Here is a 25,519-nt window from a genome sequence, read left to right as displayed (position 1 = left end):
AGGGTATAAATACACTAGCGATTTTAGGCTGTACTAGATAGGAGAAATTATGAAAACACATATCCTTAAAGCTTCAGAAAGAACTGGTTCTGGCAAAAGCGACACTAAGAGACTAAGACGTGAAGGTTTTATCCCTGCAACTATCTATTCAAGAGAAAGAGCATCACAAAACATTCAAATTCCGAAACTAGCTTTCGATAAAGAATTTCCAAATAGGCCGCTTGGCGCTTCTCTTGAACTTGACTTCGGCACAGAGAAAAAGCTGGCCATTGTCAAACATATCGAAGTAAGCCCTGTAAAAAACGAGACGTTACACGTCGAATTTCAACAGCTGACCGCTGGCGAGGCCATTACGGTTGAAATACCGCTGATACTAGTACATAGGGAAAAAGTAGAGACCACCAGTACTGTGGTTCAGCAATTGGCCAGCACGATTCATATCGAAGCAATGCCAAAGGATCTGATTGACAATGTCACGATCGACTTATCGGAGTTAACACTTGATGCGCCGATTCACGTTTCTGACCTACCAATTGCGAGTGACAAAAAATTCAAGATACACACACCTCAAAATACCGTAATCGTTCAGTTGAACCACACCAGCAAGATTGTTGAGACTGACGAGGAAGCTGAGGAAGCTGAGATGGCTGTCGAACAGGTCAATGAGTAACTTGGATTTGTAATTAGATTAAAATAACTTTAAAGATTGGCCCTCACCGGTGGTGAGGGTCTTTTGCATTGGTAATACTGGAAATAAGACTTGAAATAGCGCATAATTGGAGAAAAGGGATGTTGTAGAATATGAATGGTGAGGTGCGTCTGGTATGAGGGTTTTGATTGCTCCGGATTCTTTTAAAGGGAGCTTGAGCTCCCATCAAGTGGGAGAACTGATCAGGGATGTTTGGATCAGTCATTTCAAAGGTGATGATGTCATGACGGTTTCTGTGGCTGACGGCGGTGAAGGGACTGTAGAAGCGCTTGAGCAGTCGATGGGCGGCAGGCGTGTGACTTGCACGGTGAATGATCCACTAGGAAGAAAAATTGAAGCCGACTATGTGATCATAGAGGATACAGCGACGATGGAGATGGCGTCGGCATCGGGACTCAGTCATCTAAATCGTAATGAAATGGACCCCTTAAAGACAACTACTAAGGGAACGGGCGAACTGATTCTAAATGCGCTTGACAAGGGTATTAGAAAAATCGCAATTGGAATCGGGGGTTCGGCCACCAATGACTGCGGTCTTGGCATGCTTGAGGTACTTGGAGCCAAGTTCTATCAAGGGGATAGGCTGATGCGATTTAAAGGTGCCAAAAATCTAAGTCAGATCACGAAAATAGATTTTACGGGGATGGACACCCGGATTGGTGAAACGGAGTTTGTAGTGATGTGCGATGTCGCAAATCCTTTGACAGGTGTCAGCGGAGCGACCTATGTGTACGGTCCGCAAAAAGGTCTTGATACCGGCAAGCTGCATGAAATAGATGCTGCGATGACAGCAGTAGGTCGACTGCTGAATGCCTATGCGGGATTTGATGCCTGCAGTAGGGAAGGTAGCGGAGCTGCCGGTGGACTAGGGGCGGCCTTTCTTGCGGTACTCGGCGCAGAGTTAAAGTCTGGCATCGATGTGGTCCTTGATAGGATGCATTTTGACGATCTGCTCAGCGATGTGGATTTGGTGATCACCGGTGAAGGTAGAATTGACGATCAGACCAAACATGGGAAAGTGGCCATAGGGGTATCAAGGCGGGCGAAAAAGTTGAATATTCCTGTAATAGCAATCGGTGGTAGTGTGACAAAAGAGGCTGACGAGCTTTATGAGTATGGATTTAGCGCGATTGTATCGACTGTAACTGAACCGACTACGCTTGAGGACCTGATTAGGGATTCCAAAGTGAATCTGATCAGCAGTGTGGATCGGACATGCAGGTTGATTGAAATAGGTAGACACTTAAAATTTGAGAGAGGATGTTTAAGATGAAGCTAGTTGTACTGGATGGATATACCTTGAATCCTGGCGATTTGAGCTGGGATCCTATTAGAAAATTCGGTGAGCTGACAATCTACGATAGGACTCCAGCAGACCTTATCGATGAAAGGATTTTAGACTGTGAGATCGTGATTACGAATAAGACCCCGATTGATGAGGAGCTGATTAGGAGACATCCTAAAATGAAGATGATTGCTGTTTTGGCAACTGGATATAACGTAGTGGATGTAAAGGCGGCTCGAGAAAACGGTGTTGTGGTTTGCAATGTTCCAACGTATGGAACCGATGCTGTAGCCCAGTACGTTTTTGCTCTGCTCTTGGGTCTTGCACACCGTGTGGAAAAACACGACCAGACGGTCAGGGCGGGCAAATGGACGAACCATCAGGACTTCTGCTACTGGGAAACGCCCCTGTTCGAATTATCGGGTAAAAGCATGGGAATCATCGGAATGGGAAAGATAGGCGCTAAAACTGCCGAAATTGCTCAGGCGTTCGGTATGACTGTGCTTGCATACGACTTGAACCCCGATCGAAGTCTGGAATCGAAAGCCTTACACTTTGTGCCCTTAGACGAAGTCTTTAAGCGTTCAGATGTAATTTCCTTACATGTGCCTCTTTTTGAGAGTACGAGAAATCTAGTGAATAAGAATACGATAGCTCAAATGAAAAAGGGCGTCTATATCATCAATACCTCTAGAGGCCCGCTGGTCAATGAACAGGATTTGTATGAAGCTCTTTTATACGGTCATGTGGCAGGCGCCGCAGTGGATGTGGTATCGGTTGAACCAATCCAATCTGACAATCCGCTCCTTAAGGCGCCTAATATGATTATCACACCCCATATCGCCTGGGCACCCGTCGAAGCCAGAGGACGCCTCATGGATACGGTGGTTGAGAATATCGAATCCTATATCGAGGGAAGACCGGTAAATACGGTGGATCGTTAGCATTCAAAAAGGTGAGTTATGTAAGCTTCTGTTGATTAGTTTTAAGTAAAACTATATAATTGATGAATGGAATCAATTCGCATGGTTCTATTTTCAGATAGTTCACACACTTGCGCAGTCGTCACCTAATTTTGGAGGAAGTAATGTTTACAAAGAACAATCATGCAGTATTTACGAACTTTATACCGTATTTAAAGACTGTGATGCAAAAGGATATCATGGCATCGGTGACAGACCGAGAAAAGTTCATCGCATATGCGCCAGGAGATCAACTTGATGTAAAATTGGAAGTCGGCATGCCGATTCCTGCAAATGATCCGTTAAAAGCAACAATTGAACAAAACAAAATAATTACTGCAATTGTTCCTGCACAAGTATATGGAATACCCTTTAGAGCGATTACATACCCCATTAGAGATAAGAAGGGCAACTGCATCGGTGCAGTAGGAATCGCCGAAAGCCTTGTTAAGGAGCAACAGATTTCAGACGGTCTTGAAAAGATAATCGCTAGGATTATCGAGTCCAATGGCGGTGTTAAAACCATTGCAGATGAAGTACAGCAACTGACTAGTGGTATCGAAGAGTTATCAGCTACTTCTCAAGAAGTTTCAGCAACGGTTGAAGGAATCGCAAACTCTTCAAACAGCATCTATACGATGGTTGAAGAAGCGACAAATGCCAGTAAAAACGTCATTGAGGAAGCCAATAGCGGTATTGAATCAATTTCGGCGATCAACCATACGATCAGCAGTCTGACAGAGGATATCGAAGGTGTAAAATCACAAATTGAAAACTTGAACGCCTCAATAGGAAAAGCCTATGAGATGATCAATCTGATCAATGACATATCCAACCAAACCAACCTTTTGGCACTTAACGCATCCATCGAAGCGGCAAGGGCTGGAGAGCACGGCAGAGGTTTTGCCATTGTCGCCGACGAGGTGGGTAAGCTTGCGATTCAATCCCAAAGCGCTTCGACAGAGATTTCAAGTATCATGAAAATGATTCAAAATGAAATTGCGAGCGTAGTAAGTAAAGTAGGAGAAACCGCTTCTAAAACGAATATGAACAGCCAGGAAGTTGAGAAAGCAACGACTAATATCCAAACAATCCTTAAGGATATCAGTGAGGTGGATAAGGCGATTGTGATGGTTAAAACACATGTTCAGGATCAGGTGACCAACACCTCAGAAATTCAAAAGGCTACGGAAGCACTAGCTGAAACCATTGAGGAATCGGCATCCTATGGATCGATGATCAACGAGAAGCTCACAGATCAGATTCGAAATTTAGATCAAGTGGAATCGGAAGTACATAATTCAGTAAAAAAACTGATGAATATCTAAATGAAGCAAGATAATGCTAGAGAAACCGTTGACTTATGTCGACGGTTTTTTTATAGTTAGGAGACTGGAATGATCAGTGAGCGTTAAAGATGGAGGAAGTTATGAGTATACTATTGAATACTAGAATACAGGCGTTTGAAGAGAACAAAAACAGTGAGATCGAGAATAAGAGATATGAACTGTTACACTATAAATACTTAAAGGGATTCGATATCGCAGTCAAGTCGGAGATGAAACATGAAAGTGGTAAGTATGTCTATCTTGATGACATTGCCATGATTAAGGACATGTTTCCCTTGCCGCCCTGGTTGTTGAGACCTTTAAAAAAGCTGGATATTGGATACTATCCTGTGGATAGCCTAAGGCAATCCGGATTAGCTGACAAGACGGTGATCTATTTGCATGGAGTAGGTGGATTCGGTGATGACAACTCCATTTTACATGCACAGCTTTTGAAGTTGAACTGCAATGTGATAAGACTCACCTACCATGTCGACTTTTCTACAGAAGAAGTAATCTACCCAAGTGATGCGACAGCCATGGAGCCCTTTTTAAAAGAGCTTGAAGCGAAGGTGATTCCAGTGATTGTCGAAGAGCTAGACGAAGTGATGCAGAGGATAGTGCAGGAATACAAAGTGCTGTTTGAGGATAAGGAAATCCTATTTGTCGCCCACTCTCTTGGGGCTGGAATTGCCGCGAATTATCTTAGTGCTCAAAAAGTACTCACAGCCAATCGATTTATCAACCTTGACGGAACACTTTTTGAACCGGCAATCAGTCAAGGTTTAAATGTAGAGCAGCTCCATCTAAGCCAGGAGCAGAATTTTAGCGAGGAATGGTTGTTTAATGAGGTAGAGGATGCGCATGCCCAAATCGGAAAGGACTACGGTCGTAGGATTGATACTATGATCAAAGCATCTGATGCGAAATGCAGCTGGTTGAAGATTGGCGGATCCAATCATCTTACCTTTACCGATTTACCCGATTTGCTGAAATATAACAAGTGGATGTCAAGACACGTCGGCGAAAAGGAAGCTGCCGGTCGAATAAGAAACTATGTGACTGACTTTATTAGGGGAAAAGAGCTCATAGCCAACGAGTTACTTGACAAGCGTATTCTGTAAGTTGGATATGTTTCAACTCTGTAATCATAACTACAATTTAGAATGAAACGATAAAGTTTGGGTACTAATTAAGTAGAAGGTGATACGATGAAAAAATTAGGAACGATATTGATGATTCTTGGCTTGATCGTACTTTCAATCCCATTGATCGATACTGTAATGTTAAAAGTAGTACAAGCGAATATGTTGAATCAGGCTGTCATCAATCAGGATGAGAGCCTACAAAGTGCGTTTTATAGCTTAAATAGTGTGTATGAGCGTCAGGATGAGTGGCTCTCTATCGATGAGAACGAGGTGCCTGCAAGCGGTCAGGATGCGGTGCTTAAAGATTCGTTGGTGGAAGGTTACGAGATGTTCATCGAAGAACAGAGTCTGAATGTAGGGGATGATGCGCTATCTGAACCTACGACTGAGCCTGTCACTGAACCTGTGACTGAGCCGACGACCGAAGAAGAGTTTCCACTTGCTACAGAGGATGAGGACTCCGACGGACCGCATGAGTTTGTCTATTTGGGTACGATCACTATCCCGAGCATCGATCTTGAAATGCCGCTTGTTGATGGAACGACTGTGGATGACTTAAGATGGTCTGCGGGTCATATGAAGAGGACTGCTTACCCGGGTGAAATCGGCAATGTGGTCATCGCTGGGCACAGGGGCTATAACTTTGGAAGACTGTTCAATCGACTAGATGAACTAGGCAAAGGGGACAAGATCATTGTTAATACTCCAAAAGGCAAGTTCGTCTATACGGTATATGTCAGTAAGATTGTAGAACCTGAGGATACTTATGTTACCAATCAGACGGACAAGCATAAAGTGCTGACCTTAATCACCTGCACACCTATTTATAAATCTACGCATCGAATCATCATCCATGCTTTAATGGATTAAATAAGGAGTTATCATGACCCGGTCCGGTAGAGTTCAGGATCGGGTTTTATGATGCTGTGAACTTTTCATTTTAAGTGGAATTTAGTATACTGATTGAGAATAAAGTGTGAAATTGAGAAAGCAGTGGTTTTTAAAAGTATGGTATATGATATTGTGATTGTCGGCGCAGGGCCTGCCGGCAGCAACCTTGCTAGGCTCTTATCGACAAGGACGGATTATTCGGTATGCCTTGTGGATAAACGAAGATTAGATGAGCATGTTGATGAAAAAAGACGAAAAGCATGTGGTGGTCTCTTGTCTCCAGATGCTCAACATATGTTGGCCAAACTTGGCTTAACCATACCGGTGTCGATACTCGAGGATCCCCAACTCTTCAGTGTGAGAACGATCGACTTCGACAATGGTCTGGATTGCCATTATCAGAGGTTTTATTACAATATGGATAGGGAGAAGTTTGACAGATATCTTTTCAATCTGATTCCAGAGTCTGTTACAAAGGTGTGCGGTGCTGTTGTAAAGGGTGCGAAGCGGACAGACCTGTTCTGGTCGATTGAGGTTGAACATGCATCCCAAAAGACAATTAAAGGCAACTACCTTGTCGTCGCAGACGGAGCGAACTCATTATTAAGAAAAAACCTGCTTAGCGGGCAGCGCTCTCCAAAAAAATATATCAGTATTCAAAAGTGGTATCCGATGACGAAGGACATGCCATATTATACAGGAATTTTTGACAGCGATGTGACGGATTACTATTCATGGACGATTCAAAAGGATAGCTCCCTGATCTTAGGCACCGCGGTGCCCCTAGGTGAGAACGCACATGAAAAGTTTGAGCTGTTGAGATCTAAGACCGCGAAGTATCTGGATTTACCGCTCGATGAGCCTGTAAGAACAGAAGGCGCGTTTATTGAAAGGACCATGCATCTTAAGGATTTGAAGTGGAATGGCGATGGATTTGCCATTATCGGCGAGGCGGCAGGGGCTACGAGTCCCACATCGGCAGAAGGATTCAGCTATGCACTAAAGAGTTCGCTTTACCTTGCCGAGGAGCTTTGTGAAGGCTTTGAAAATATCGGTGAGCGCTACAGAAGACGGTGCCGGAAGATTGCTCTGAATATTTTAGGGAAACAGCTGAAAAGTCCTGCAATGTATCAGAAGAACATCCGAAAAATGGTCATCAAATCTGGAGTCACAGCAATGAACATGTCAGAAAAAGGATAGAGTGGATTCATGAAAAAAATATCAAGAAACGACAGCTGCTGGTGCGGTAGCGGCAAAAAATACAAGCAGTGTCACGAAACCAGCGACACAAGACTGAAAAAACTCAAAAATGACGGTTATCAGATTCCTACAAGAGGTATGATCAGAGCTCCTAAGGAAGTGGAGGGGATTAGAAGAAGTGCGAAAATAACGCATGAGATCCTTGATTTATTAGAAGAGAAAGTAGTTGCGGGAATTACGACAAAAGAAATCGACGACATCGTTTATGACTATGCCCTGCTCCACGGCGCGATACCTGCTACGATCGGATTCCAAGGCTATAAGCACAGCTGCTGCACATCGATAAATAATGTGATCTGTCACGGAGTGCCGGATGATACGGTACTAAAAGAAGGCGACATCATCAATGTCGATACGACGATCAACTTGGACGGATACTTTTCTGATGCGAGTAGAATGTATCTGATAGGTGAAGTGTCAGAAGAAGCCAAAGCCATTGTAGCATGTGCGAAAAAGAGCTTGGAGCTTGCGATCGAAAAGGTAAAACCTTTTGAATCGGTCAGTATTATAGGAAGAACCATCGAACCTTATGCCAACGGATTAGGCTACACGGTCGTTCGCGACCTGACCGGACACGGGATCGGTCTTGAGCTGCACTGTGATCCTCAGATCATACACTATGAGGATCGTGACAAGGGCATGATCATGGTTCCTGGCATGGTCTTTACGATTGAACCGATGATCAATGAAAAAAGCTATAGGACAAAGCAGCTGAGCGACGGATGGACCATCACGACGATTGACGGCGGATTATCCGCACAGTGGGAGCATACGATACTGGTCACTGAAGACGGCGCTGAAATCTTAACCTGATCGGATACGTGATAAACTATAAATAAACGGCACTCTTTCATTGAAAGTGTGCCGTTTTTCTATTTTAGGATCTGGCTGTGGTTGATGACGGAGGTGTTGTACAAAAACAACACGTCTGCGCCTTCAAAGTCCACGTAATCGCCGATGGAGCTATGGCTGACATATCTGGTATCAATCAAGGTGATCTTCTTGTATTCTTCGATTAATAGTGGGGTAAGACTACTTGCGAAAGAATCCCTGAAGATGATCAGTTCTTTTTCAGAGTCGCCTACTTTGCTTTCTATTGTGATCAGTGGCGATGCGCCGGACAGGAATACATCGTAGGCATCTAATCCTACAAGCTTTTGGGTGTCATACACATCTGCATCTGATTGGTTTTCGGATTCCATATTCCTAACAATCGCATGTTGAATGATCGTGTTTGTAAGGTATTTTAAATGATCCGGGCTGGCACTTAAGGCTGCTTGACCATAATACGCACCATAGAAGCTTGAATATTCCTCAATTGCATAGTTGATATCCTCAAAATCAGTGTCAAGTTTCATTGCTTCTTTTAAGCGTATGAGAACAGGTAGCAGGTTCTCTTGTTTCCAGTGAGGATCTGTACGGTAGTAGTCCGATAGGGTGAGTACATCAAAGAGATTGATGTAGGTCATCCCCTTTACGTTTTTTATGACAAGTTGCTCCAGGTAGTCATAATCAAGCCTAAGCAAGTTATCAGAATCCGTAAGGAAGTAGTTCTTGTCAGGTATGATCGCATAATACACATCGTTGTCTGTCAGATACAACGCAGATACCTTGTTGATGTATTCACTAAATGCCAGTACTTGCTTTTGATTCAGAGGATATTCCATCTTGAATATCTGATCTTCAATGACAGCGATATCGTTGTTGTCGGACTTATTGAACAGGTTGAATGCGACAAAGGCTTTGACGCGTCTATAGGTATCCCTGAAGATGAATTGGTCAAGCGCTACCTTTTCAAAATCTTCAATAAATCCACCAGACAACACTTTTGATAGATCAAGATCTGAAAAGTATTTTAACTTACGTCTTTCGGAAACGGATAGTCCATGATCCGGGGAGACCGCATTGAGGATAAAGACTAAAATAAGCATGGTGATGAAGCTTGTGGTTATCAGTTTATTTTTCATGTTAGAACCTAAAATACAAAAATGGATTGAATGATGCATCCACCAAGTACCCTGTTATGACAATTAAGAGTAGAAGATAACAAACCGGTTCGACGATAGTCGAGAGAAGTCTTGCTGATTTGTTAAATTCAAGGTTTTTAATAATGCGATTTGGAATCGGCGTGGCGGCAAGTAGACTTATGGCTATGACGACAGCATAGCTTCTAAAGTAGTAGACACTCTCGCTACTGGCAAGTGGAAGATCAAGTAGTCCGAACATTCCCTTTAGTCTCATAGTCATCACAGAGAAGTCTTCATTTTGGAAGATGACAAAGCTGATGACAATGATGAACAGGACATAAGCATGCTGCACGAGAGCAGGGGATTTAATCAATCGTTTTGAGAGCACTAGTTTTTCTAAAACAAGCAGAGCACCGAAGTATATGCCCCACAGGACATAGTTCCAACTTGCTCCGTGCCAAAAACCTGTCGCGAACCACACGATAAGGATATTGCGATACCATTTTAACTTACCGACCCTGTTACCGCCCAAGGGAATGTAGACATAATCCTTAAACCATGCACCGAGGGAGATGTGCCATCTGCTCCAAAATTCGGTGATGCTTTTTGAAATGTAGGGGTAATTGAAGTTCTCTAAAAAGTGAAATCCAAAGATCCTGCCAAGACCGATCGCCATATCGCTGTATCCCGAAAAGTCGAAGTAGATCTGCAGAGAGAAGGCAACTGCGCCAAGCCAGTAAAACATCACGCTCGGTTGACCGCTTGTGTGGCTGAGAGCACTCAACTCACCAAGCTGGTTGGCGATAAGTACTTTTTTCGCAAGGCCTATGATAAACCGTTTTACGCCATATGCGAACAGGTCGAAGTTATGGACACGGTGATTGATTTCTTTAGCAACTGTCTTATACCTTACAATCGGTCCTGCGATAAGCTGAGGAAACAGTGAGATATAAGTTGCCAGCCCTAATGGACTGCGCTGTATTTCGGCTTCGTTACGGTAGACATCGATGGTGTAGCTCATGGTCTGAAAGGTGAAAAAACTGATTCCGATAGGTAAAGTAAGTCCGAGTGGAAGCAGATTCAGATGGAATAGATGATTGATGTTTTCGATAAAAAAATCATAATATTTAAAGAATCCTAAAATGGATAAGTTGATCGCAATGGATGAAATAAGTGCGGCTTTAGCTTTTCTAGTCCCTCTGTGCTTATGGATGACAAGACTATGCAGATAATCCACAAGGGTGGATAGGAGTAAAAGGAAGGTATACTTGGGTTCGCCAAAGAAATAGAAGAGCAGGCTTGCGATCAGTAATATAAAGTTCTTGAACTTATAAGGAACCAAAAAATAGATGGCAAATACAATGGGTAAAAAGTAATAGATAAAGCTGATGCTTGAAAACAACATGGCATGCCCTTTCGTTGATAATCAATTTGAAAATGTCGACTAGCAGTTGAGTATCCCTTACTGCTAGTCACACACTTGCCGTCTTACTTGGCTAAAGCTTCAAAACTTGCAAAAAGCGCAGCACCGTTTTCGTCATCTAAGATTAAGATCACTAGGTTGCCGACATTCTCTACAATGACGTTTTCAGGTTCTACGCCGACACAAATCCATTTACGAGGATCGATATTCTCTTTGATTTGTGTTTTAAAGGCTTCGATATCTGTACCTTCTTCCACTCTAGTCAGTACAACCGAATGCGCGATAGATGACATCATCGGTTCTGATGCAAGAGATTCGATGAAGCTTGCGTTTTCGATACCTAAAAAGTAAAGTGAATTTTCAGCGTTGACAGCAGTATTCATGAACTTGGGAAACTCGATTCCAGTTCCCGAATAGACATTTGTCATGATTTCTTCAAGTGTTCCTTCAACCGATTTTGACTGTTCTGTAGCTGCCTCGTTGCAACCGGCTAAGCCGAAAACCAGTAGTGCGGACATGATGATGAGTAGTACTTTTTTCATTTTGAGTTCTCCTTGATTGTAGTTATGATTGTAGTTGCATTATATAAGACGCGCAAACAAAATAAAAGTTCCATCGATCAAGAAAATAATTGTCATTATCCATAGAACCTTTTGTAGGGACGACTGATTATTGATCTAAAACTCCCTAGGTGAGCCAAATGGCGGTAAACTGATGATGTTGAGAGAAGAAAGGATGAATGATGTCTAATTATAAAGCAGTGGTATTTGATTTGTATGGAACGTTACTGGATATTAGGACTGATGAAGAGAAGGATTCGCTGTGGAGAAGACTTGCCTATTTCTATTCGGCAAAAGGTGCGGATTATACACAAGATGAAATTGAACAGGATTACAAGCGTTTTGTGAAAGAGGAGCAAACGTTGATTATGGATGTCGAGTATCCGGATATCGATATCTTAAAGGTCTTTCAGCGTTTGTTTGTTGAAAAAGAAATAAGAGTGGATATGCGCACAGTAAAAGAAACCGCCACACTCTTTAGAATGCTTTCACTAGATTATGTTAAACCTTATGAACATGCCATCGACCTTTTAGAACTGCTGAAAAAATCCAGCTGTAAGGTGATCCTCCTTAGTAATGCGCAGCGGGCATTCACCGAGGACGAATTAAAGGCGACAGGAATTATCGGCTATTTCGACAGTATCTATATCTCTTCGGATTATCTGGCAAGCAAACCGGAGCCAAAGTTTTTTAAGGCGATGCTCGATAGGGAAGGGCTTGATGCGGATGACTGTCTATTTATAGGGAACGACCATAGGACCGATATCAAAGGGGCCGTGATACAAGGAATGGACAGCGTTTACATGCATACCAATTGTTCACCAGACCTCGTACCCGAAGAGATAGGGTGCAACTATAGAGTGGATAGCGGAAAGATACAAGATGTGATAGAGATCATAAAGGCAAATCTATAAAAAAAGTCCCACAAACCTCAGATTAGAGGTTTGTGGGACTTTTAAATTTTGATTAAGCAGCGAAGAAGTTGAAGATGAAGCTAACCACGTCGTTGATGTCCATGATTCTATTGTCTTCGACAGCTTTGTCAAAGCCCATAGCGTTCATGTAGTCAATTAGCACTTCGTCCATTGCGCCGAATTCAGCGACAACTTTTTTGCCTTTAAACATTGAGTATCCGTCACCACCGGCAACTAAGAAGTCATTAGTAGCCATTGTGTATGTTTTAGTTAAATCAATCGCATTACCTGCAACCATGATTTCTGTAACTCGGCTGCCAGCAGCTTTTGTAGAGTCAAACTTAACTGTCATACCAGCGATATGAGGGAAAGCACCTTTAGCTGAAGGATATTCATCCACGCCGTTTTCGATAGCCGCCCAAATGTCAGCGCCAGTAAGTTCGATGACTCTTACAGTATTACCGTAAGGAAGTACTGTCAAGACTTCACCTTTTGTAACAGGACCAACATCGATTGAAGATCTGATACCGCCACCGTTAGTGAAAGCAACATCTGCTTTACTGATGTCAAGAAGTGCTTCTGTCAATAGGTTACCAAGGTTTGTTTCGCTAGTTCTGACAAACTGTTTTTCACCAACTAAAAGTACTGGTGATGTTGCAACAACTTCTTCAGTGATTACATCGTTCTTAGCTTGGATGTCAGCTACGATTGCTGTCATTGCAGCGTCGTCAGTAAGAGCAGCTGATGCACTCTTAGTGAATAGAGTCGCTTTTTTAGCATCGACCATACCCGATTTCACTGTAAGTTCTACAACACCGACGTTCTTAGTCTTTTCACCAGCAGCTACGATTAAAGTAGTACCGACAAGTTTACCGTCAGGATATGTCGAGTGCGAGTGACCGTCGATGATTACATCGATACCGGCAACTTTTTCAGCTAACATGCCTGTTGTGAATTCGCCTTCATCGCCGATGTGGGCAAGTGTAACGATCACTTGTGCGCCTTCAGCTTTAAGTGTAGTCACCATCGCTGTAGCTGTAGTGTAGATATCTTCGAATGTGATACCGGCAGTGTTGTCTGGATGTGATTTGTAAACAGTTTCAGGAGTTCCTAAACCGAATACGCCAACTTTGATGCCGTCAACTGAAAAGATCTTATAGTCATCAACAAGCAATGAACCGTCAGTTTTCTTCACGTTAGCAGCAAGCATTGGGAAATTAAGCATTCCACCAAGTTTTACTGTTTGAGCCGAACCGTAGTCGAACTCGTGGTTACCAAGTGTCATCGCATCGTAACCAAGTGCGTTAAGTACTTTTGTACCTTCTTCACCGTCAGAAAGAGTGACAAGGTTGTGACCTTGTAGCGCGTCACCAGCATCAAGCAATAACGTATTTGCGCTATCAGCCTTCATGCCTTTGATGAATGTCGCCATTTTAGCAGCACCCATACCGTCATATTTGCCTTCGATAAAGAATCCGTGCATATCGTTTGTGTGAAGTAATGTAAGGTTCTTGTAATCAGTGCTTGAAATCGTACCGTCTTTCAAAAGATCGATGATGTTAAGTGATTTAACATTCGGTGTTCTTCCATCTTCTGATCTAGGGATAGAAATCGTACCAGCTTTAAGCATATCGATTACTTGTGATTTTAATGCGTGTTCAAGATCAGCACCAATGATTTTCCAGTTGTTGTCTACCGATGGGGTAGCAACGCCTGCTTTTTCCTCGCCGATGTACTTGATGATCAGGTCTCTGATACGACCTGCATCTTGCATAGTTTCATATGAATCGTAGTATTTGTCAGCATCTACAACCCAGCCGTTACTTAAAAGCGTACCGAATCTGTAGTTGTTCACTGCAAGTTTGTAAACCATAGTGTCAGAAATCGCCTTACCGTCAAGCATTAGGTTAGTGATTCTAGAACCAGCAGGTTTTGAAATGTCGATGTCGTATGTTACGCCAGAGAACATATCGTAGTTGTAACCACGTATGTTTTGATCAAAGCTTACTGTCACATCACCAGGAGTGTATGTGTTGTAGTAGCTAGCAGACCATTCCATGTAACCTTTAAGGTTTGCGCCAGTGATGTTGACACCGACTAGTGTGTTTGCATATTTGTAGATGTTTGCTACGTCTTTTTTCTTAAAGTCGCCTGCAACTAGGTTCATGTCGTTCTTGAACGCTGCAGCAGAACTGATTTGAGCTTTAGTGTAGAACATTTGCACGTCGTTGATCAAGTCGATTAGTGGAGTATCGATGATTTGTGCTGTCGGCATTGTAGTAACAACCGCATCACCTGTGATGTAATCCACGTCTTCGATGTAATCTGCAGTAACCTTACCGACAACTGTGTTGGCGTCAGCTACTGATTGCTCGTGTACAAATGCGAACTTATCAAGGATACCTTGATCTTCAACTTCTTTGTATGTTTCGATATTTTGTGCTACAACTTGCTTGACTTCATATCCGTCAGCAGTTGGAACTACTTCGATATCCGCTTTTGCAAGTGCCCAGCCGTAAGCGCCTGGCTCGATAAGCGTAACACCGTTGACTTCAGTTACGTATCTTGAGTGAGCGTGTCCGCCGAACATAACGTCAAATTGAGGGAATGCTTCCGCAATCGCATTAAGACCTTCAAAGCCATGATCGTCATCTGGACCTAAGTGGTAAGCGCCGACCAATACGTCGTACTTACCTTCAAGTTCTGCAACTACCTTAGCAGTCTCGTCAGCGATACTTTTAAATTCTAAACCACTGAAGTGACTTGGAGAACTTGCTTCCCATACTGGTACATATGGAGGAATCATACCTACGATAGCAACTCTGACGCCATCGACATTTAGAATCTTGTAACCGTCGATGAATCTTTCGTTAGTACCAGTCTTGTAGATGTTTGCAGAAATCGCTGTGCCTTCAAAAGCGGCGATGTTTCTGTCTAGTAGAGACTTTTCAAAGTTGAACTCGTGGTTTCCTATAGCCCAGATGTCAAAGTCCATTTCGTTCATGACTTGAACCATCGGATGAACCGGAAGGTCGTTGAATAGTTCAGCACTGTTGTCTTGGATCGTGTCGCCTACATCCATAAGGATCGCATCGGGATTTAGTTCTCTCTCTCTTTTCACGATCGTTTGGATCTTAGCAAGACCGGCATCCGCATCTACAGAATCAATCGCATATTCGTATGCGTAGATTCTGCCGTGTAAGTCAGCTGTTCCAAGAAGAGTGATCTTCTTGGAAGTCTCAGGAATTTGAAGTGTCGTGCCTTCATAGATCATATTAGGATCTTTGATGTTGTTGTATTCAGCAAGCGTCTTGTAGTCTGTTCCGTACTGTTCGGCTATCTTCCAAAGTACGTCACCTTTCTTAACTAAATACGAATCAGCGAATACGCCGATGGATAGCGATGATAGAATCATCACAAGTGCTAGGAATAAACTTAGCAGTTTTCTGTTCTTCATGAACTGTTCCTCCCTAAATTATGTAATTGCCAATATATCAAAAGGATCTCGTAAACGATTTCCTTAGATACCAAATGAAGTAATTCCATCGAAGCGGTTGATGTAGATTACTATTGTTACTTAGCCACTTTCTATATATACACAATTATGTAGCTAAGTATCAATTATTATTGTAAATCCACCATAAAAATAAATTCTTATGTCTGTATAATATTATATACTCATTTAATGATTTTTTATATGTTGAAATTACATATATATTAAGAAAATTTCAAAAAAAATCTGTGATTTTTTATGACTTTTAAACATATGTGACGATCTATCTGGTTTTATGTCTTGAAGACTTTACGGGGCGCCTGTCAGACTTAAGATAGATCAGCGCCGCCATGAATGCTGTGAAAGGAACGGTAAGTACGATGCCGATACTTCCTGCCAGTCCTTGGACCACTTCAACGGCGATGAAGGGAAGATTGGATATCTGCGTGTAGGACATGTTGTATCCGTATAGTAGCAGCATTAGGCTGAATGAGCCGCCCATAAAGGCAAGGATCAAGGTGTTTGCCATGGTTCCCATGATGTCTTTACCGATATTCATTCCTGTAGTAAACAAACTCTTAAAGGTTATTTTAGTATTCATCAGATAAAGTTCATACATGGCTGAGGAAATCGACATTGCGACATCCATAACAGCGCCTAGCGAGGCGATCAGAATTGAAGCGAACATGATGCCTTTAACCTTTATTCCATAATCAAGGGCGACATAGACAAGCTGTGTTCCTTTGTCCAGATTGATCCCTGTGATATGCGTGAGCTTGCTGAAGATGAGCGAGATAAGTCCTGCTACGATGATTCCGCAAAAAGTACCTAAAATTGCCACAAAGGTTTTCTTTTCAAAACCACCTATCAGTAAAAAGGAAACAACAAGTGAAACGATGGCGCAGATGATGGCCAAGAGAACGGTGTTGTAACCTCTGAAAATAAGAGGAATAAGGATAAAGATGAATACGGACCCGGTAAACAATAGGGCAACGATAGAATCAATGCCTTTTTTACGCCCGAAGTAGAGTAGTAACAAGAAGAAAATGCCGGCAAGAGCGTAGAGGTAGTTTACTCGTTTATGGTTGTAGACCCATACATTGGGGCCCTCATCCGTTTCCCTGATTCCAACAATGACCTTAAGCTTGTTTTGAAGAAGTACGTTATGTGCCTGGTCGAGGATGTTTACGGTTTCATAAATTCCACCTTTGTATTTGCCGGTGGTTACCTTTACAACTGCTTCTTGCCGTCCAACGATCAAGCCATGAATGACTGCATCCGTCTTCAGGTCTTCAGAGATGATTTCGACAACGACTGCTTCTTCAAACAGCTGATTGTAGTAATTAGGCAATGACATGCCGCTTTTGAACAGAGGGGCGATAGCGATGATAAGTATGATGGAGATCGTTGTGGCAATTAGCAATAGGTTGTGTAGTCTGTTGTTTTTCATGTTATTCCTTCACTGATTTTACATGTGGTTGAGTAGTTGTCAGTAGTCTTTGCTGTTGAATCGGATATTAATTATAACATGAATGTAATAATTTGTGCGGGACAGAAGTATAAAAAGTAAATTTCTTCTATAACTATTTAGGGCTCTTCATGATACATGAGGAGAATATTTATTTAAAGAAGAGTGAGAAACCTATTTTTATTATATAATTGGCTTAAGAGTATCAATCAGTGGATTGGAGAATGAGATGAAAAACAACAAATATGCCGACGCACTTGAAGCGCAGCGCCAGCTTTACGAAACAGGAGTGACGAGAAGTGTCCAGTTTAGAATGGAACAGCTGGATAAGCTTAGAAATGCGATTCATACTTACGAAGATAGAATCGCAGAAGCCCTTCATAGGGACCTTGGAAAGTCAGAACAGGAAATTATCACAACAGAAATCGGATTCACCTTATCTGAAATCGCCGGTGTCCGGAAAAACCTGAAAAAGTGGAGCAAAAAAAGAAGGGTCCGAACCAACCTTATCAATGTGGGGGCGAAGTCGTACACCATAAGCGAGCCATATGGGACTACGCTGATCATCGGACCATGGAACTATCCCTTTCAGCTTGCTATTTCGCCTCTTGTAGGTGCTATTGCAGGAGGAAACACCGTTTTGCTGAAGCCGTCTGAGATTTCTATTCATACAGCTCAGGTGCTAGAGGACATGATCTGTGAATTCTTTGATCCCGAGTACATCAAGGTGGTTCAGGGCGCTGTGAGCGAGACGACAGAACTACTCGACAACCGTTTTGATAAGATTTTCTTTACAGGAAGCACCGGGGTAGGGCGAATCATTATGGAAAAAGCAGCAAAATATCTCACCCCCGTGATACTCGAGCTAGGTGGTAAAAGTCCGTGTGTCATCGATAGGGAGTGCAATCTGGATCTGGCTGTCAACAGGATCGTCTTTGGTAAAGGGGTCAACGCGGGGCAAACCTGTGTGGCACCTGACTATGTCATCGTGCACGGGGACATCAAGGATGCATTTTACGACAAGTTCAAAGCCGTAGCCGATAAGTTTTACGGGCACTCCCATCAAGACAGCCGGGACTTCGGAAAAATGATCAACGAGAGGAATTACGAACGGGTCGTCGGCTATTTAAGTGACGGGAAGGTCATTTATGGCGGCGGTCACAGTAGGGAGGAGCTTCATATAGACCTTACCCTTATCGAAGTAGGCGATCTTGATAAGCCCATCATGAAGGATGAGATTTTTGGACCGGTGCTGCCAGTGCTTACCTATGACACTACAGATGATATTATCGCTATCGTCAAACGTAATCCCGATCCTCTTGCCATGTATGTTTTCAGCAAGAATAACCGATTTGTAGAGGAACTGCTTGACCGTGTCCACTTCGGCGGAGGGTGTGTCAATGATACGATCATGCATCTGACAAATGAGCATTTACCCTTTGGTGGGAGAGGCACGAGCGGTGTAGGCAATTATCACGGAAGGCATAGCTTTGATGCGTTCACCCATAAGAAGTCCATTCTTGTGAGTGCGACACATTTCGATTTAAAGATGAAGTATCCACCTTTCAATAAAAGAAGCTCTAAGCTAGTAAAGAAAATCATGTATAAATGATAGCCAATGGAAAACAGCCGAACAGACTCATGTGAAGCTGTTTTTTTATTTACGTGAATTTAACACTACTCATATTGACAGGCAATAGCATATGGAATATAGTTATATCGATAGATGTCGATATGACTGAAAGGATAAGGGATGGATTATAAATATAACGCGCTTGTGTTCAAGGCTTTTTGTGATGAAAGCAGACTAAGGATTATCGAAAAACTTCAAGAACGTGAAATGTGCGCGTGTAACCTCTTGGATGTTTTGACCATCAGCCAGTCCACGCTTTCGCATCATATGAAGATTCTGATAGAGAGTGGAATCGTAGAATCAAGAAAAGATATGAAGTGGGTCTATTATTCACTTTCGTTTGACGGCTGTGAGAATGCGAAACGCATATTGAACCAATTGACGATAAAAAGTGACGGCGAATATGGCGCCTGTGAATGTGTAGAATAAGGAGTCTTTAAATGAGTAAGCAAAAACTTGAAGGAATCAGTTTTTTTGAGCACTACCTGACCGTATGGGTTGCGCTTTGCATGGTGCTTGGAGTGATGATCGGTAAATTCATACCTCAAGTTCCTGAATTTTTAAGTAAGTTTGAATATGCCAATGTGTCGATACCGATCGCACTTCTGATTTGGCTGATGATTTATCCGATGATGATGAAAGTCGATTTTAAAAGCGTCAAGCATATTGGTAAGAACCCTAAGGGATTATACGTGACATGGATCACCAACTGGCTGATAAAGCCCTTCACGATGTATGGTATCGCGTCGTTGTTTTTCTATGTCATCTTCAAACAGTTCATTCCTGCAGATCTTGCAAGGGATTATCTGACCGGCGCTGTTCTTCTTGGTGCCGCACCTTGTACAGCGATGGTATTTGTCTGGAGTCACTTGACCAAGGGAAACCCTGCCTATACGGTCGTGCAGGTTGCTACAAATGATCTGATCATCTTGGTCGCCTTTACTCCGATCGTCGCTTTCCTGCTTGGAATAAGCGGTGTGGCGATTCCGTGGGATACACTGATCCTATCTGTAGTGCTGTTTGTAGTGATTCCACTTACAGCAGGCGTCTACACTCGAAACAGAGTCATCAGAAAACGCGGACTGGAATACTTTAAAAATGGATTCTTACCTAAGTTTAACGGCGTCACCATTTCGGGCTTACTGCTTACACTTGTGATCATCTTCTCCTTCCAGGGGCAAGTGATTCTCAACAACCCTATGCATATCGTCTTGATATCTGTACCTCTGATCATTCAGACGGTCTTGATCTTCACTATCGCATATGGCGCGAGCAAGGCGCTCAAGCTTCCTCACAATATCGCAGCGCCTGCTGGGATGATTGGAGCCTCAAACTTTTTCGAACTGGCTGTCGCTGTTGCCATCGCTCTGTTCGGTGCGGATAGTCCCGTTGCTCTAGCAACGATTGTCGGCGTGCTTGTCGAAGTGCCGGTGATGCTGCTTTTAGTGAGATTTGCAAACAATACGACGCATTGGTTTTTACCTGAAACCGCGCAGAACTAGTAGATAAGGAGAGAAATCATGAAATATAAAATCGCATTTGTCTGTGTGCACAACTCATGCAGAAGCCAAATGGCCGAAGGCTGGATGAAGGCTTTAGGTTCAGATATCTTCGAAGTCTATTCAGCAGGCACTGAGGACTACAAAGAAGTAAAACCACTTGCCGTAGAGGTGATGGAAGAAGCGGGGATCGATATGAGCGGTCACCGTCCGAAACTACTGTCGGATATTCCAAGCGAGCTTGACCTACTGATCACCATGGGCTGCAATGTAGTCTGCCCCTTTGTGCCCAACAAGTTCGCCGAAGACTGGGGTCTTGAGGACCCGTCCGGTGGACCGATCGAGGGGTTTAGGGAGACCAGAGACCTTGTAAAGGCCAGATGCCTCGATCTGATCGAGCGAGTGAAAAATGGACTGATTGACTAGATGCAATCTGAACCGAGCCGGAAAGGCTCGGTTTTTTATTGATGATAATTTAGAAATTCTTTAGAATTTCTTAGGTGGCTAATAACATCTTTCACCTATACTCATAGAAGAAGATCATTAGGAGGATAAAATATGAAAGATATACCTGAGTTGAAGTTAAAACAGAATTTCTTGGGTAAAGTGTCCAGTTGGCTGATCGATAGGTACCGCGTGATCTATCTGCTGATCGTTTTGATTGTCGCAACAGGACTTTACTCTTACTACGATATGCCTAAAGAATCGTTTCCTGATATAGAAATCAATTATATCTTTGTGACGGTTCCTTACCCTGGCGCATCAGTACAGGATGTCGAAACACTTGTAACCGAGGAAGTGGAGAACGCGGTCGATGGAATAGAAAACCTCGACGGAATCACCTCAACAACGGTTGCGGGTTATGCCCAGGTGGTACTTGAATTCGACGAGGACACCGAAATGAAACAGGCGGAGCTGGATGTGCAGACCGCGGTGAATGCACTGAGGTTTCCTGACGGGGTCATGGACCCCATGGTCATTCAGATGGAATCGGGAGAGATTCCTATCATGAACCTGACCTTGACCGGTGAGTACGATCTGGTTGAAATCAATGAGTACGCCCAGGATCTCGCCGCAAAGTTTGAAGCAATAGACGGGGTGAAGAATGTTGACATATCTGGCGGCAAGGAACGTGAAATCAAGGTTTCTGTCGATCAGAACGCCTTGCTTGAACACGGCTTGACCTCTAACTCGATTTCAAGCGCGCTCGCAGGTTCCAATATCCAGTTACCGCTTGGTGACAAGGGACTTGACCATGTCAACTACTCGCTTAGGGTGGATGAAGCGTTTAAAACAATCGAGGAAATTGAAAACCTGGTTATTGTCAGCGGTTCTAGCGGAACCATCTTCTTAAAAGACGTAGCTACTGTAAGCGACGGATATAAAAAGCAGAATTCGATGGCGTACACCTATACGACGGAGTTCAGCGAGGAAGAAAAGGCGACGCCTGTCATCAAAATGGCTCTATATAGAGAGACCGGCGCTGACATCATAGGAATATCCGATACGATAAAAACACTGTTGAAAGATGAAAAAGGTTTGTCCTATCCCAAAAACTTGAGTGTGATCATCACCTCCGATGAAAGTGAAAACGTTGCTGAGAGCCTTGATACGGTCTTAAACAGCGCACTTGGCGGCTTACTGGTCGTCATCGCAGTTTTGTTTATCTTTATCGGACTAAACGAATCGATTATCGTCGCCCTTGTGATTCCACTTTCACTCTTTATCAGTCTGGTGACAATGAACCTTGTCGGTATCACGATAAATATGACAAGCCTTGTGGGTTTTGTCATCGCTCTAGGACTGCTTGTAGATAATGCGATTGTAGTAATGGAAAATATCGATAGGTTGAGGGATGAGGGACTTGATAGGGTAAGTGCGTCAAAGGTTGGAACCAATCAGGTCGCCCCGGCGGTATTCGCAGCAACCATCACCACGGTCGGCGCCTTTGTTCCTCTCGCTCTTCAAAAGGGAATGATGGCCCAATTCATTTCGATTCTGCCGAAAACTCTGATCATCACCATACTGGCATCCTTTGTCGTATCGATTGCGATCACACCGAATTTGAGCAGCAGACTGCTTTCGAAATATAAGAAGACAGACATCAGGCACACACCTTTAAAAGATGTGATCTCCATCCTCTTCGTGTTCGGTCTGACCTTTGTCGCTTTTTTAGACAAATGGAAAATCACGCCCTGGGCTGTCGCTCTTGCGATTGCGTTTTCTGGAATCATGGTCATTAAGATTGTCCTTAGAAACCGAAACCAGCATAAGCCGGTGGATAAGAAGCATGGCTATATCGACAACTATTTAGCTTGGCTTACCCAGTTCTTAGAATCCAAACTAAAGAGATGGTCGATATTCGCAGTCGCACTAGTGGTGCTTGCTGTATCGATCGCAACCATCCCAATGGGAATACTCGAGCTTGAACTGCTTCCGACAGAGGAGCCGAATTCTGCCACTATCGATATCACAGCTCCCGAAGGCTATCTGCTTGAGGATACCTACGAAGTGACGGGGTTCATCGAGCAGAAACTCTACTTGATGGAAGACCTTGAATCCTTTGATATCGTTGTGGGAGGAAATAAGAAAAACGAAGCGAAAATTACAGTGAACTTTGTCGAATCGGACAGCCGCAAGATTTCAGGTTACGTGCTTGTAGATGAACTTAGGGAACTGGTCAAAACCATTCCTGGAGCAGAGTTCGATGTCAAACCCGTCTCTGATTTAGGACCCATGGGCGCAGGATCTGATATATCTGTTGGAATAAAAGGCGACGACCTCAATGAGCTCAACGCGATCGGTTCGGAGTATTTAAAACTGCTCGAACAGATCGATGGCGTCGATCATCCTACAATCTCGTCACAGGACGGCGTGAAAGAAATCACAATAGAGATAGATAAGAACAGGGCTTCCTATTACGGTTTGAATCCTGGAAGCATGGCGAATGACTTAAGGCAAAGAATCAGCGGTGTTAACGTTGGTGCCTACAAAGAAGCAGGTGATGCTTACGATATCACGCTTTACTTCGACGAGAGACCGATCGAATCGGTTTCTGATTTTGAAAAAGTCCATTTTCAGACACCTATGGGTCAGCTGATACCATTTGAAGAGGTCGCGACCTTGGAGTTTTCTGAGGGAATGGCAAGAATCGACCACGAAGACGGGGATAAGGTGGTTACGGTTTCTGCTAACGTGAAGAATGGCTATAATGCTACTGTAGTAGGAAAGACTTTTGAAGAGGTCATCAAAGCGGTTCCGCTTCCGGAAGGCATGGTTCAGACATCCGGTGGTCAGATGCAGAGTACGGATGAACAAACAGAAACGATGCTGATGAGTTTTCTAGTGGCTATTTTTCTAGTCTATATGGCGCTTGTCATCCAGTTCAATTCGTTCCAGCAGCCTTTTGTGATTTTGATGTCCGTACCTTTCGCGCTCATAGGCATCATCTTCGGCCTGATCGTTACAGGAAACAACCTTGGAGTGTTCGCGATGATGGGAATTGTCGCACTTGTTGGCATTGCAGTCAATGACGCCATCGTACTTGTCGACTTTGCAAATTACCAAAGAAGCATAGGCAAATCTGTGAAAGAGGCGACGCTTGATGCTGTAAGAGTAAGATTCTTACCGGTAATCGCCACTTCGCTTACGACGATGGGTGGGGTATTGCCACTTGCCCTTTACAATGCGTATTTCTCACAACTCGGTTATGCGATTGTCTTCGGACTCTTGGCATCCACGGTTCTGACGCTGCTGATTATTCCACTTCTGTATTATATGATGGAGGACCGGACTGTCAGGAGAGAATCGAAAAAACAATCAAAAAAGAATCAGGAGGTAACTGTCAATGGGTTATAATAGATTGAAGGTCATAAAATTAATCGGCGTACTGGCACTCTCTCTGTCGATGATGACAGGGTGTATGGTAAAAAAGGATGACTCGTCTGTGAATCAGTCCTATGAATTTCAGCCGACTGCAGTGAAGACACAAGAGGTTGTAAGCGATGAAGTTTACGATGCGATCTTCACCATAGGCGAAATCAAATCGAAGCAGCAGTATCAGGCCAATGCGATGACCAGTGGCGATGTCCTGGAGGTCTTCTTCAATACAGGGGAATACGTCGAAAAAGGACAAGTACTCTTTACGATTGAAACTACCGATTTTGAAGTGGATAAAAGCACAAAAGTGACTCAAGCCTCCAACGCCCTTACACAAGCACGACTAAGCTTTGACACGGCCAGTGAGAATTTTGTGAAGTACAAGTCCCTATTTGAAAGCGGAGCAGCCTCAAAGACCGAGCTTGACAATGTGAAGAGTCAGATGGATAACGCAAAGTTGTCCTACAATAGCGCTTATCAGTCTTATGAGTCTGTCTCACACAACTATGATTCACTCAGCGACAACTATACGGTGACAGCACCGGTTTCTGGGGTGATTACCGATAAAAATGTCGCGCAGGGGATGTTTGCGACGACTCAAAATGGATTTACCATCGATGTGACAGAAGACTATGAAGTCAAAACACAGGTCGCATCAAAATATATCAACCAAGTTCATGTGGGGCAGTCGGTTGAAGTCTATGTATCGACGCTGGATGAACTGATCAAAGGGCAAGTATCTTCTGTTTCACTTTCGGCAAGCAATGGAACATACCCTGTGGAGATCACCTTAGACAACACATCAAAGCTGATAAAGCCGGGAATGTTTGCGGACATCTGGATAATCAAAAGCAGCGAGCCACAGGGAATCTGGATTCCAAGTCAGGCGCTTTTACAAGCGAACGGCGAAAGCTTTGTTTATGTGCTAAAGGATGATTTTGCAAAAAAAGTACTTGTTGAGGTCGTATCACTCCGTGGGGATGATATGGCGGTAAGGGGAGAACTTGACACAAATGACCGACTGATTACATTTGGAAAAGAATTTGTGATGGACGGGGCGCCTGTAATAGTGAACGACTAGCGTCCTTCAAAGGGGATAG

General features: G+C 43.4%; 20 protein-coding genes. 15 read left to right on the top strand and 5 right to left on the bottom strand.

Annotated elements, in window-relative coordinates:
• Window positions 1-49: 49 nt before the first annotated feature.
• The 8 genes from DWB64_RS10790 to map all read left to right on the top strand — a co-directional run bounded on the left by DWB64_RS10790 (window position 50) and on the right by map (window position 8,396).
• Window positions 50-670, top strand: a complete 621-nt coding sequence (locus DWB64_RS10790; protein ID WP_129488244.1) for a 50S ribosomal protein L25 — start codon at window positions 50-52, stop codon at window positions 668-670.
• Window positions 671-824: 154 nt separating this feature from the next.
• A complete protein-coding gene (locus tag DWB64_RS10785) occupies window positions 825-1,982 on the top strand; it encodes a glycerate kinase (RefSeq protein ID WP_129488243.1) in 1,158 nt (385 codons plus the stop codon).
• Entirely contained in the window at window positions 1,979-2,938 is a 960-nt protein-coding gene (locus DWB64_RS10780) for a D-2-hydroxyacid dehydrogenase (RefSeq protein WP_129488242.1), read from the top strand. Before DWB64_RS10785 ends, DWB64_RS10780 begins: the two co-directional genes overlap by 4 nt.
• A 143-nt stretch (window positions 2,939-3,081) precedes the next feature.
• Complete coding sequence (locus DWB64_RS10775; protein WP_129488241.1) at window positions 3,082-4,284, top strand: methyl-accepting chemotaxis protein; 1,203 nt, start codon at window positions 3,082-3,084, stop codon at window positions 4,282-4,284.
• A gap of 101 nt (window positions 4,285-4,385) precedes the next feature.
• Window positions 4,386-5,408, top strand: coding sequence for a hypothetical protein (locus tag DWB64_RS10770; protein ID WP_129488240.1), 1,023 nt, complete (start codon window positions 4,386-4,388; stop codon window positions 5,406-5,408).
• 87 nt (window positions 5,409-5,495) lie between these two features.
• A complete protein-coding gene (locus tag DWB64_RS10765; protein WP_129488239.1) occupies window positions 5,496-6,302 on the top strand; it encodes a class D sortase in 807 nt (268 codons plus the stop codon).
• Window positions 6,303-6,425: 123 nt separating this feature from the next.
• Window positions 6,426-7,523: an FAD-binding protein gene (locus tag DWB64_RS10760; RefSeq protein ID WP_129488238.1), complete on the top strand. Its 1,098-nt coding sequence runs from the start codon at window positions 6,426-6,428 to the stop codon at window positions 7,521-7,523.
• Window positions 7,524-7,532: 9 nt separating this feature from the next.
• Window positions 7,533-8,396 (top strand): type I methionyl aminopeptidase, encoded by an 864-nt coding sequence (map, locus tag DWB64_RS10755; protein ID WP_129488237.1) that lies wholly within the window; start codon window positions 7,533-7,535, stop codon window positions 8,394-8,396.
• A 59-nt stretch (window positions 8,397-8,455) separates the two neighbouring features.
• Here the strand turns inward: map and DWB64_RS10750 are convergent, their stop codons facing one another.
• From DWB64_RS10750 to DWB64_RS10740, 3 genes are all read right to left on the bottom strand, one after another.
• Window positions 8,456-9,550, bottom strand: coding sequence for a hypothetical protein (locus DWB64_RS10750; RefSeq protein ID WP_164980357.1), 1,095 nt, complete (start codon window positions 9,548-9,550; stop codon window positions 8,456-8,458).
• A 1-nt stretch (window position 9,551) separates the two neighbouring features.
• On the bottom strand, window positions 9,552-10,955 hold the full coding sequence (locus tag DWB64_RS10745; RefSeq protein ID WP_129488235.1) for an MBOAT family protein: 1,404 nt from the start codon (window positions 10,953-10,955) through the stop codon (window positions 9,552-9,554).
• 83 nt (window positions 10,956-11,038) lie between these two features.
• The gene (locus DWB64_RS10740) at window positions 11,039-11,515 is read right to left on the bottom strand and encodes a hypothetical protein (RefSeq protein WP_129488234.1); all 477 of its coding nucleotides are present in this window, start codon (window positions 11,513-11,515) and stop codon (window positions 11,039-11,041) included.
• Between the two features lie 200 nt (window positions 11,516-11,715).
• On the opposite strand from DWB64_RS10740, the gene DWB64_RS10735 reads away from it, so the two are divergent.
• A complete protein-coding gene (locus DWB64_RS10735) occupies window positions 11,716-12,447 on the top strand; it encodes an HAD family hydrolase (RefSeq protein ID WP_164980356.1) in 732 nt (243 codons plus the stop codon).
• 52 nt (window positions 12,448-12,499) lie between these two features.
• Here DWB64_RS10735 and DWB64_RS10730 read toward each other — a convergent pair whose 3' ends face one another.
• Window positions 12,500-15,904, bottom strand: coding sequence for a 5'-nucleotidase C-terminal domain-containing protein (locus tag DWB64_RS10730; protein WP_129488232.1), 3,405 nt, complete (start codon window positions 15,902-15,904; stop codon window positions 12,500-12,502).
• 319 nt (window positions 15,905-16,223) lie between these two features.
• Complete coding sequence (locus DWB64_RS10725; protein WP_129488231.1) at window positions 16,224-17,390, bottom strand: YibE/F family protein; 1,167 nt, start codon at window positions 17,388-17,390, stop codon at window positions 16,224-16,226.
• A gap of 247 nt (window positions 17,391-17,637) precedes the next feature.
• On the opposite strand from DWB64_RS10725, the gene DWB64_RS10720 reads away from it, so the two are divergent.
• From DWB64_RS10720 to DWB64_RS10695, 6 genes are all read left to right on the top strand, one after another.
• On the top strand, window positions 17,638-19,020 hold the full coding sequence (locus tag DWB64_RS10720) for an aldehyde dehydrogenase (RefSeq protein WP_129488230.1): 1,383 nt from the start codon (window positions 17,638-17,640) through the stop codon (window positions 19,018-19,020).
• 141 nt (window positions 19,021-19,161) lie between these two features.
• Entirely contained in the window at window positions 19,162-19,470 is a 309-nt protein-coding gene (locus tag DWB64_RS10715; protein ID WP_129488229.1) for a helix-turn-helix transcriptional regulator, read from the top strand.
• Between the two features lie 11 nt (window positions 19,471-19,481).
• On the top strand, window positions 19,482-20,543 hold the full coding sequence (gene arsB, locus DWB64_RS10710) for an ACR3 family arsenite efflux transporter (protein ID WP_129488228.1): 1,062 nt from the start codon (window positions 19,482-19,484) through the stop codon (window positions 20,541-20,543).
• A gap of 18 nt (window positions 20,544-20,561) precedes the next feature.
• Window positions 20,562-20,966: an arsenate reductase ArsC gene (locus DWB64_RS10705; protein ID WP_129488227.1), complete on the top strand. Its 405-nt coding sequence runs from the start codon at window positions 20,562-20,564 to the stop codon at window positions 20,964-20,966.
• A gap of 132 nt (window positions 20,967-21,098) precedes the next feature.
• Window positions 21,099-24,398 carry an efflux RND transporter permease subunit gene (locus tag DWB64_RS10700; protein WP_129488226.1) on the top strand — a complete coding sequence of 1,100 codons (3,300 nt, stop codon included), beginning with the start codon at window positions 21,099-21,101 and terminating at the stop codon, window positions 24,396-24,398.
• Window positions 24,388-25,500 (top strand): efflux RND transporter periplasmic adaptor subunit, encoded by a 1,113-nt coding sequence (locus DWB64_RS10695; protein ID WP_129488225.1) that lies wholly within the window; start codon window positions 24,388-24,390, stop codon window positions 25,498-25,500. Before DWB64_RS10700 ends, DWB64_RS10695 begins: the two co-directional genes overlap by 11 nt.
• The last annotated feature ends 19 nt before the right edge of the window (window positions 25,501-25,519 follow it).

Source organism: Fusibacter sp. A1, from assembly GCF_004125825.1.
GTDB lineage: Bacteria > Bacillota > Clostridia > Peptostreptococcales > Acidaminobacteraceae > QQWI01.
Note: the sequence above shows the minus strand (reverse complement) of the source record. Positions and strands in the feature narration are given on the sequence as shown.

Coding starts and splice junctions, on each gene's coding strand:
- DWB64_RS10790 (WP_129488244.1), top strand. CDS start 50: ATGAAAACACATATCCTTAAAGCTTCAGAAAGAACTGGTTCTGGCAAA.
- DWB64_RS10785 (WP_129488243.1), top strand. CDS start 825: ATGAGGGTTTTGATTGCTCCGGATTCTTTTAAAGGGAGCTTGAGCTCC.
- DWB64_RS10780 (WP_129488242.1), top strand. CDS start 1,979: ATGAAGCTAGTTGTACTGGATGGATATACCTTGAATCCTGGCGATTTG.
- DWB64_RS10775 (WP_129488241.1), top strand. CDS start 3,082: ATGTTTACAAAGAACAATCATGCAGTATTTACGAACTTTATACCGTAT.
- DWB64_RS10770 (WP_129488240.1), top strand. CDS start 4,386: ATGAGTATACTATTGAATACTAGAATACAGGCGTTTGAAGAGAACAAA.
- DWB64_RS10765 (WP_129488239.1), top strand. CDS start 5,496: ATGAAAAAATTAGGAACGATATTGATGATTCTTGGCTTGATCGTACTT.
- map (WP_129488237.1), top strand. CDS start 7,533: ATGAAAAAAATATCAAGAAACGACAGCTGCTGGTGCGGTAGCGGCAAA.
- DWB64_RS10750 (WP_164980357.1), bottom strand. CDS start 9,550: ATGAAAAATAAACTGATAACCACAAGCTTCATCACCATGCTTATTTTA.
- DWB64_RS10745 (WP_129488235.1), bottom strand. CDS start 10,955: ATGTTGTTTTCAAGCATCAGCTTTATCTATTACTTTTTACCCATTGTA.
- DWB64_RS10740 (WP_129488234.1), bottom strand. CDS start 11,515: ATGAAAAAAGTACTACTCATCATCATGTCCGCACTACTGGTTTTCGGC.
- DWB64_RS10735 (WP_164980356.1), top strand. CDS start 11,716: ATGTCTAATTATAAAGCAGTGGTATTTGATTTGTATGGAACGTTACTG.
- DWB64_RS10730 (WP_129488232.1), bottom strand. CDS start 15,904: ATGAAGAACAGAAAACTGCTAAGTTTATTCCTAGCACTTGTGATGATT.
- DWB64_RS10725 (WP_129488231.1), bottom strand. CDS start 17,390: ATGAAAAACAACAGACTACACAACCTATTGCTAATTGCCACAACGATC.
- DWB64_RS10720 (WP_129488230.1), top strand. CDS start 17,638: ATGAAAAACAACAAATATGCCGACGCACTTGAAGCGCAGCGCCAGCTT.
- DWB64_RS10715 (WP_129488229.1), top strand. CDS start 19,162: ATGGATTATAAATATAACGCGCTTGTGTTCAAGGCTTTTTGTGATGAA.
- arsB (WP_129488228.1), top strand. CDS start 19,482: ATGAGTAAGCAAAAACTTGAAGGAATCAGTTTTTTTGAGCACTACCTG.
- DWB64_RS10705 (WP_129488227.1), top strand. CDS start 20,562: ATGAAATATAAAATCGCATTTGTCTGTGTGCACAACTCATGCAGAAGC.
- DWB64_RS10700 (WP_129488226.1), top strand. CDS start 21,099: ATGAAAGATATACCTGAGTTGAAGTTAAAACAGAATTTCTTGGGTAAA.
- DWB64_RS10695 (WP_129488225.1), top strand. CDS start 24,388: ATGGGTTATAATAGATTGAAGGTCATAAAATTAATCGGCGTACTGGCA.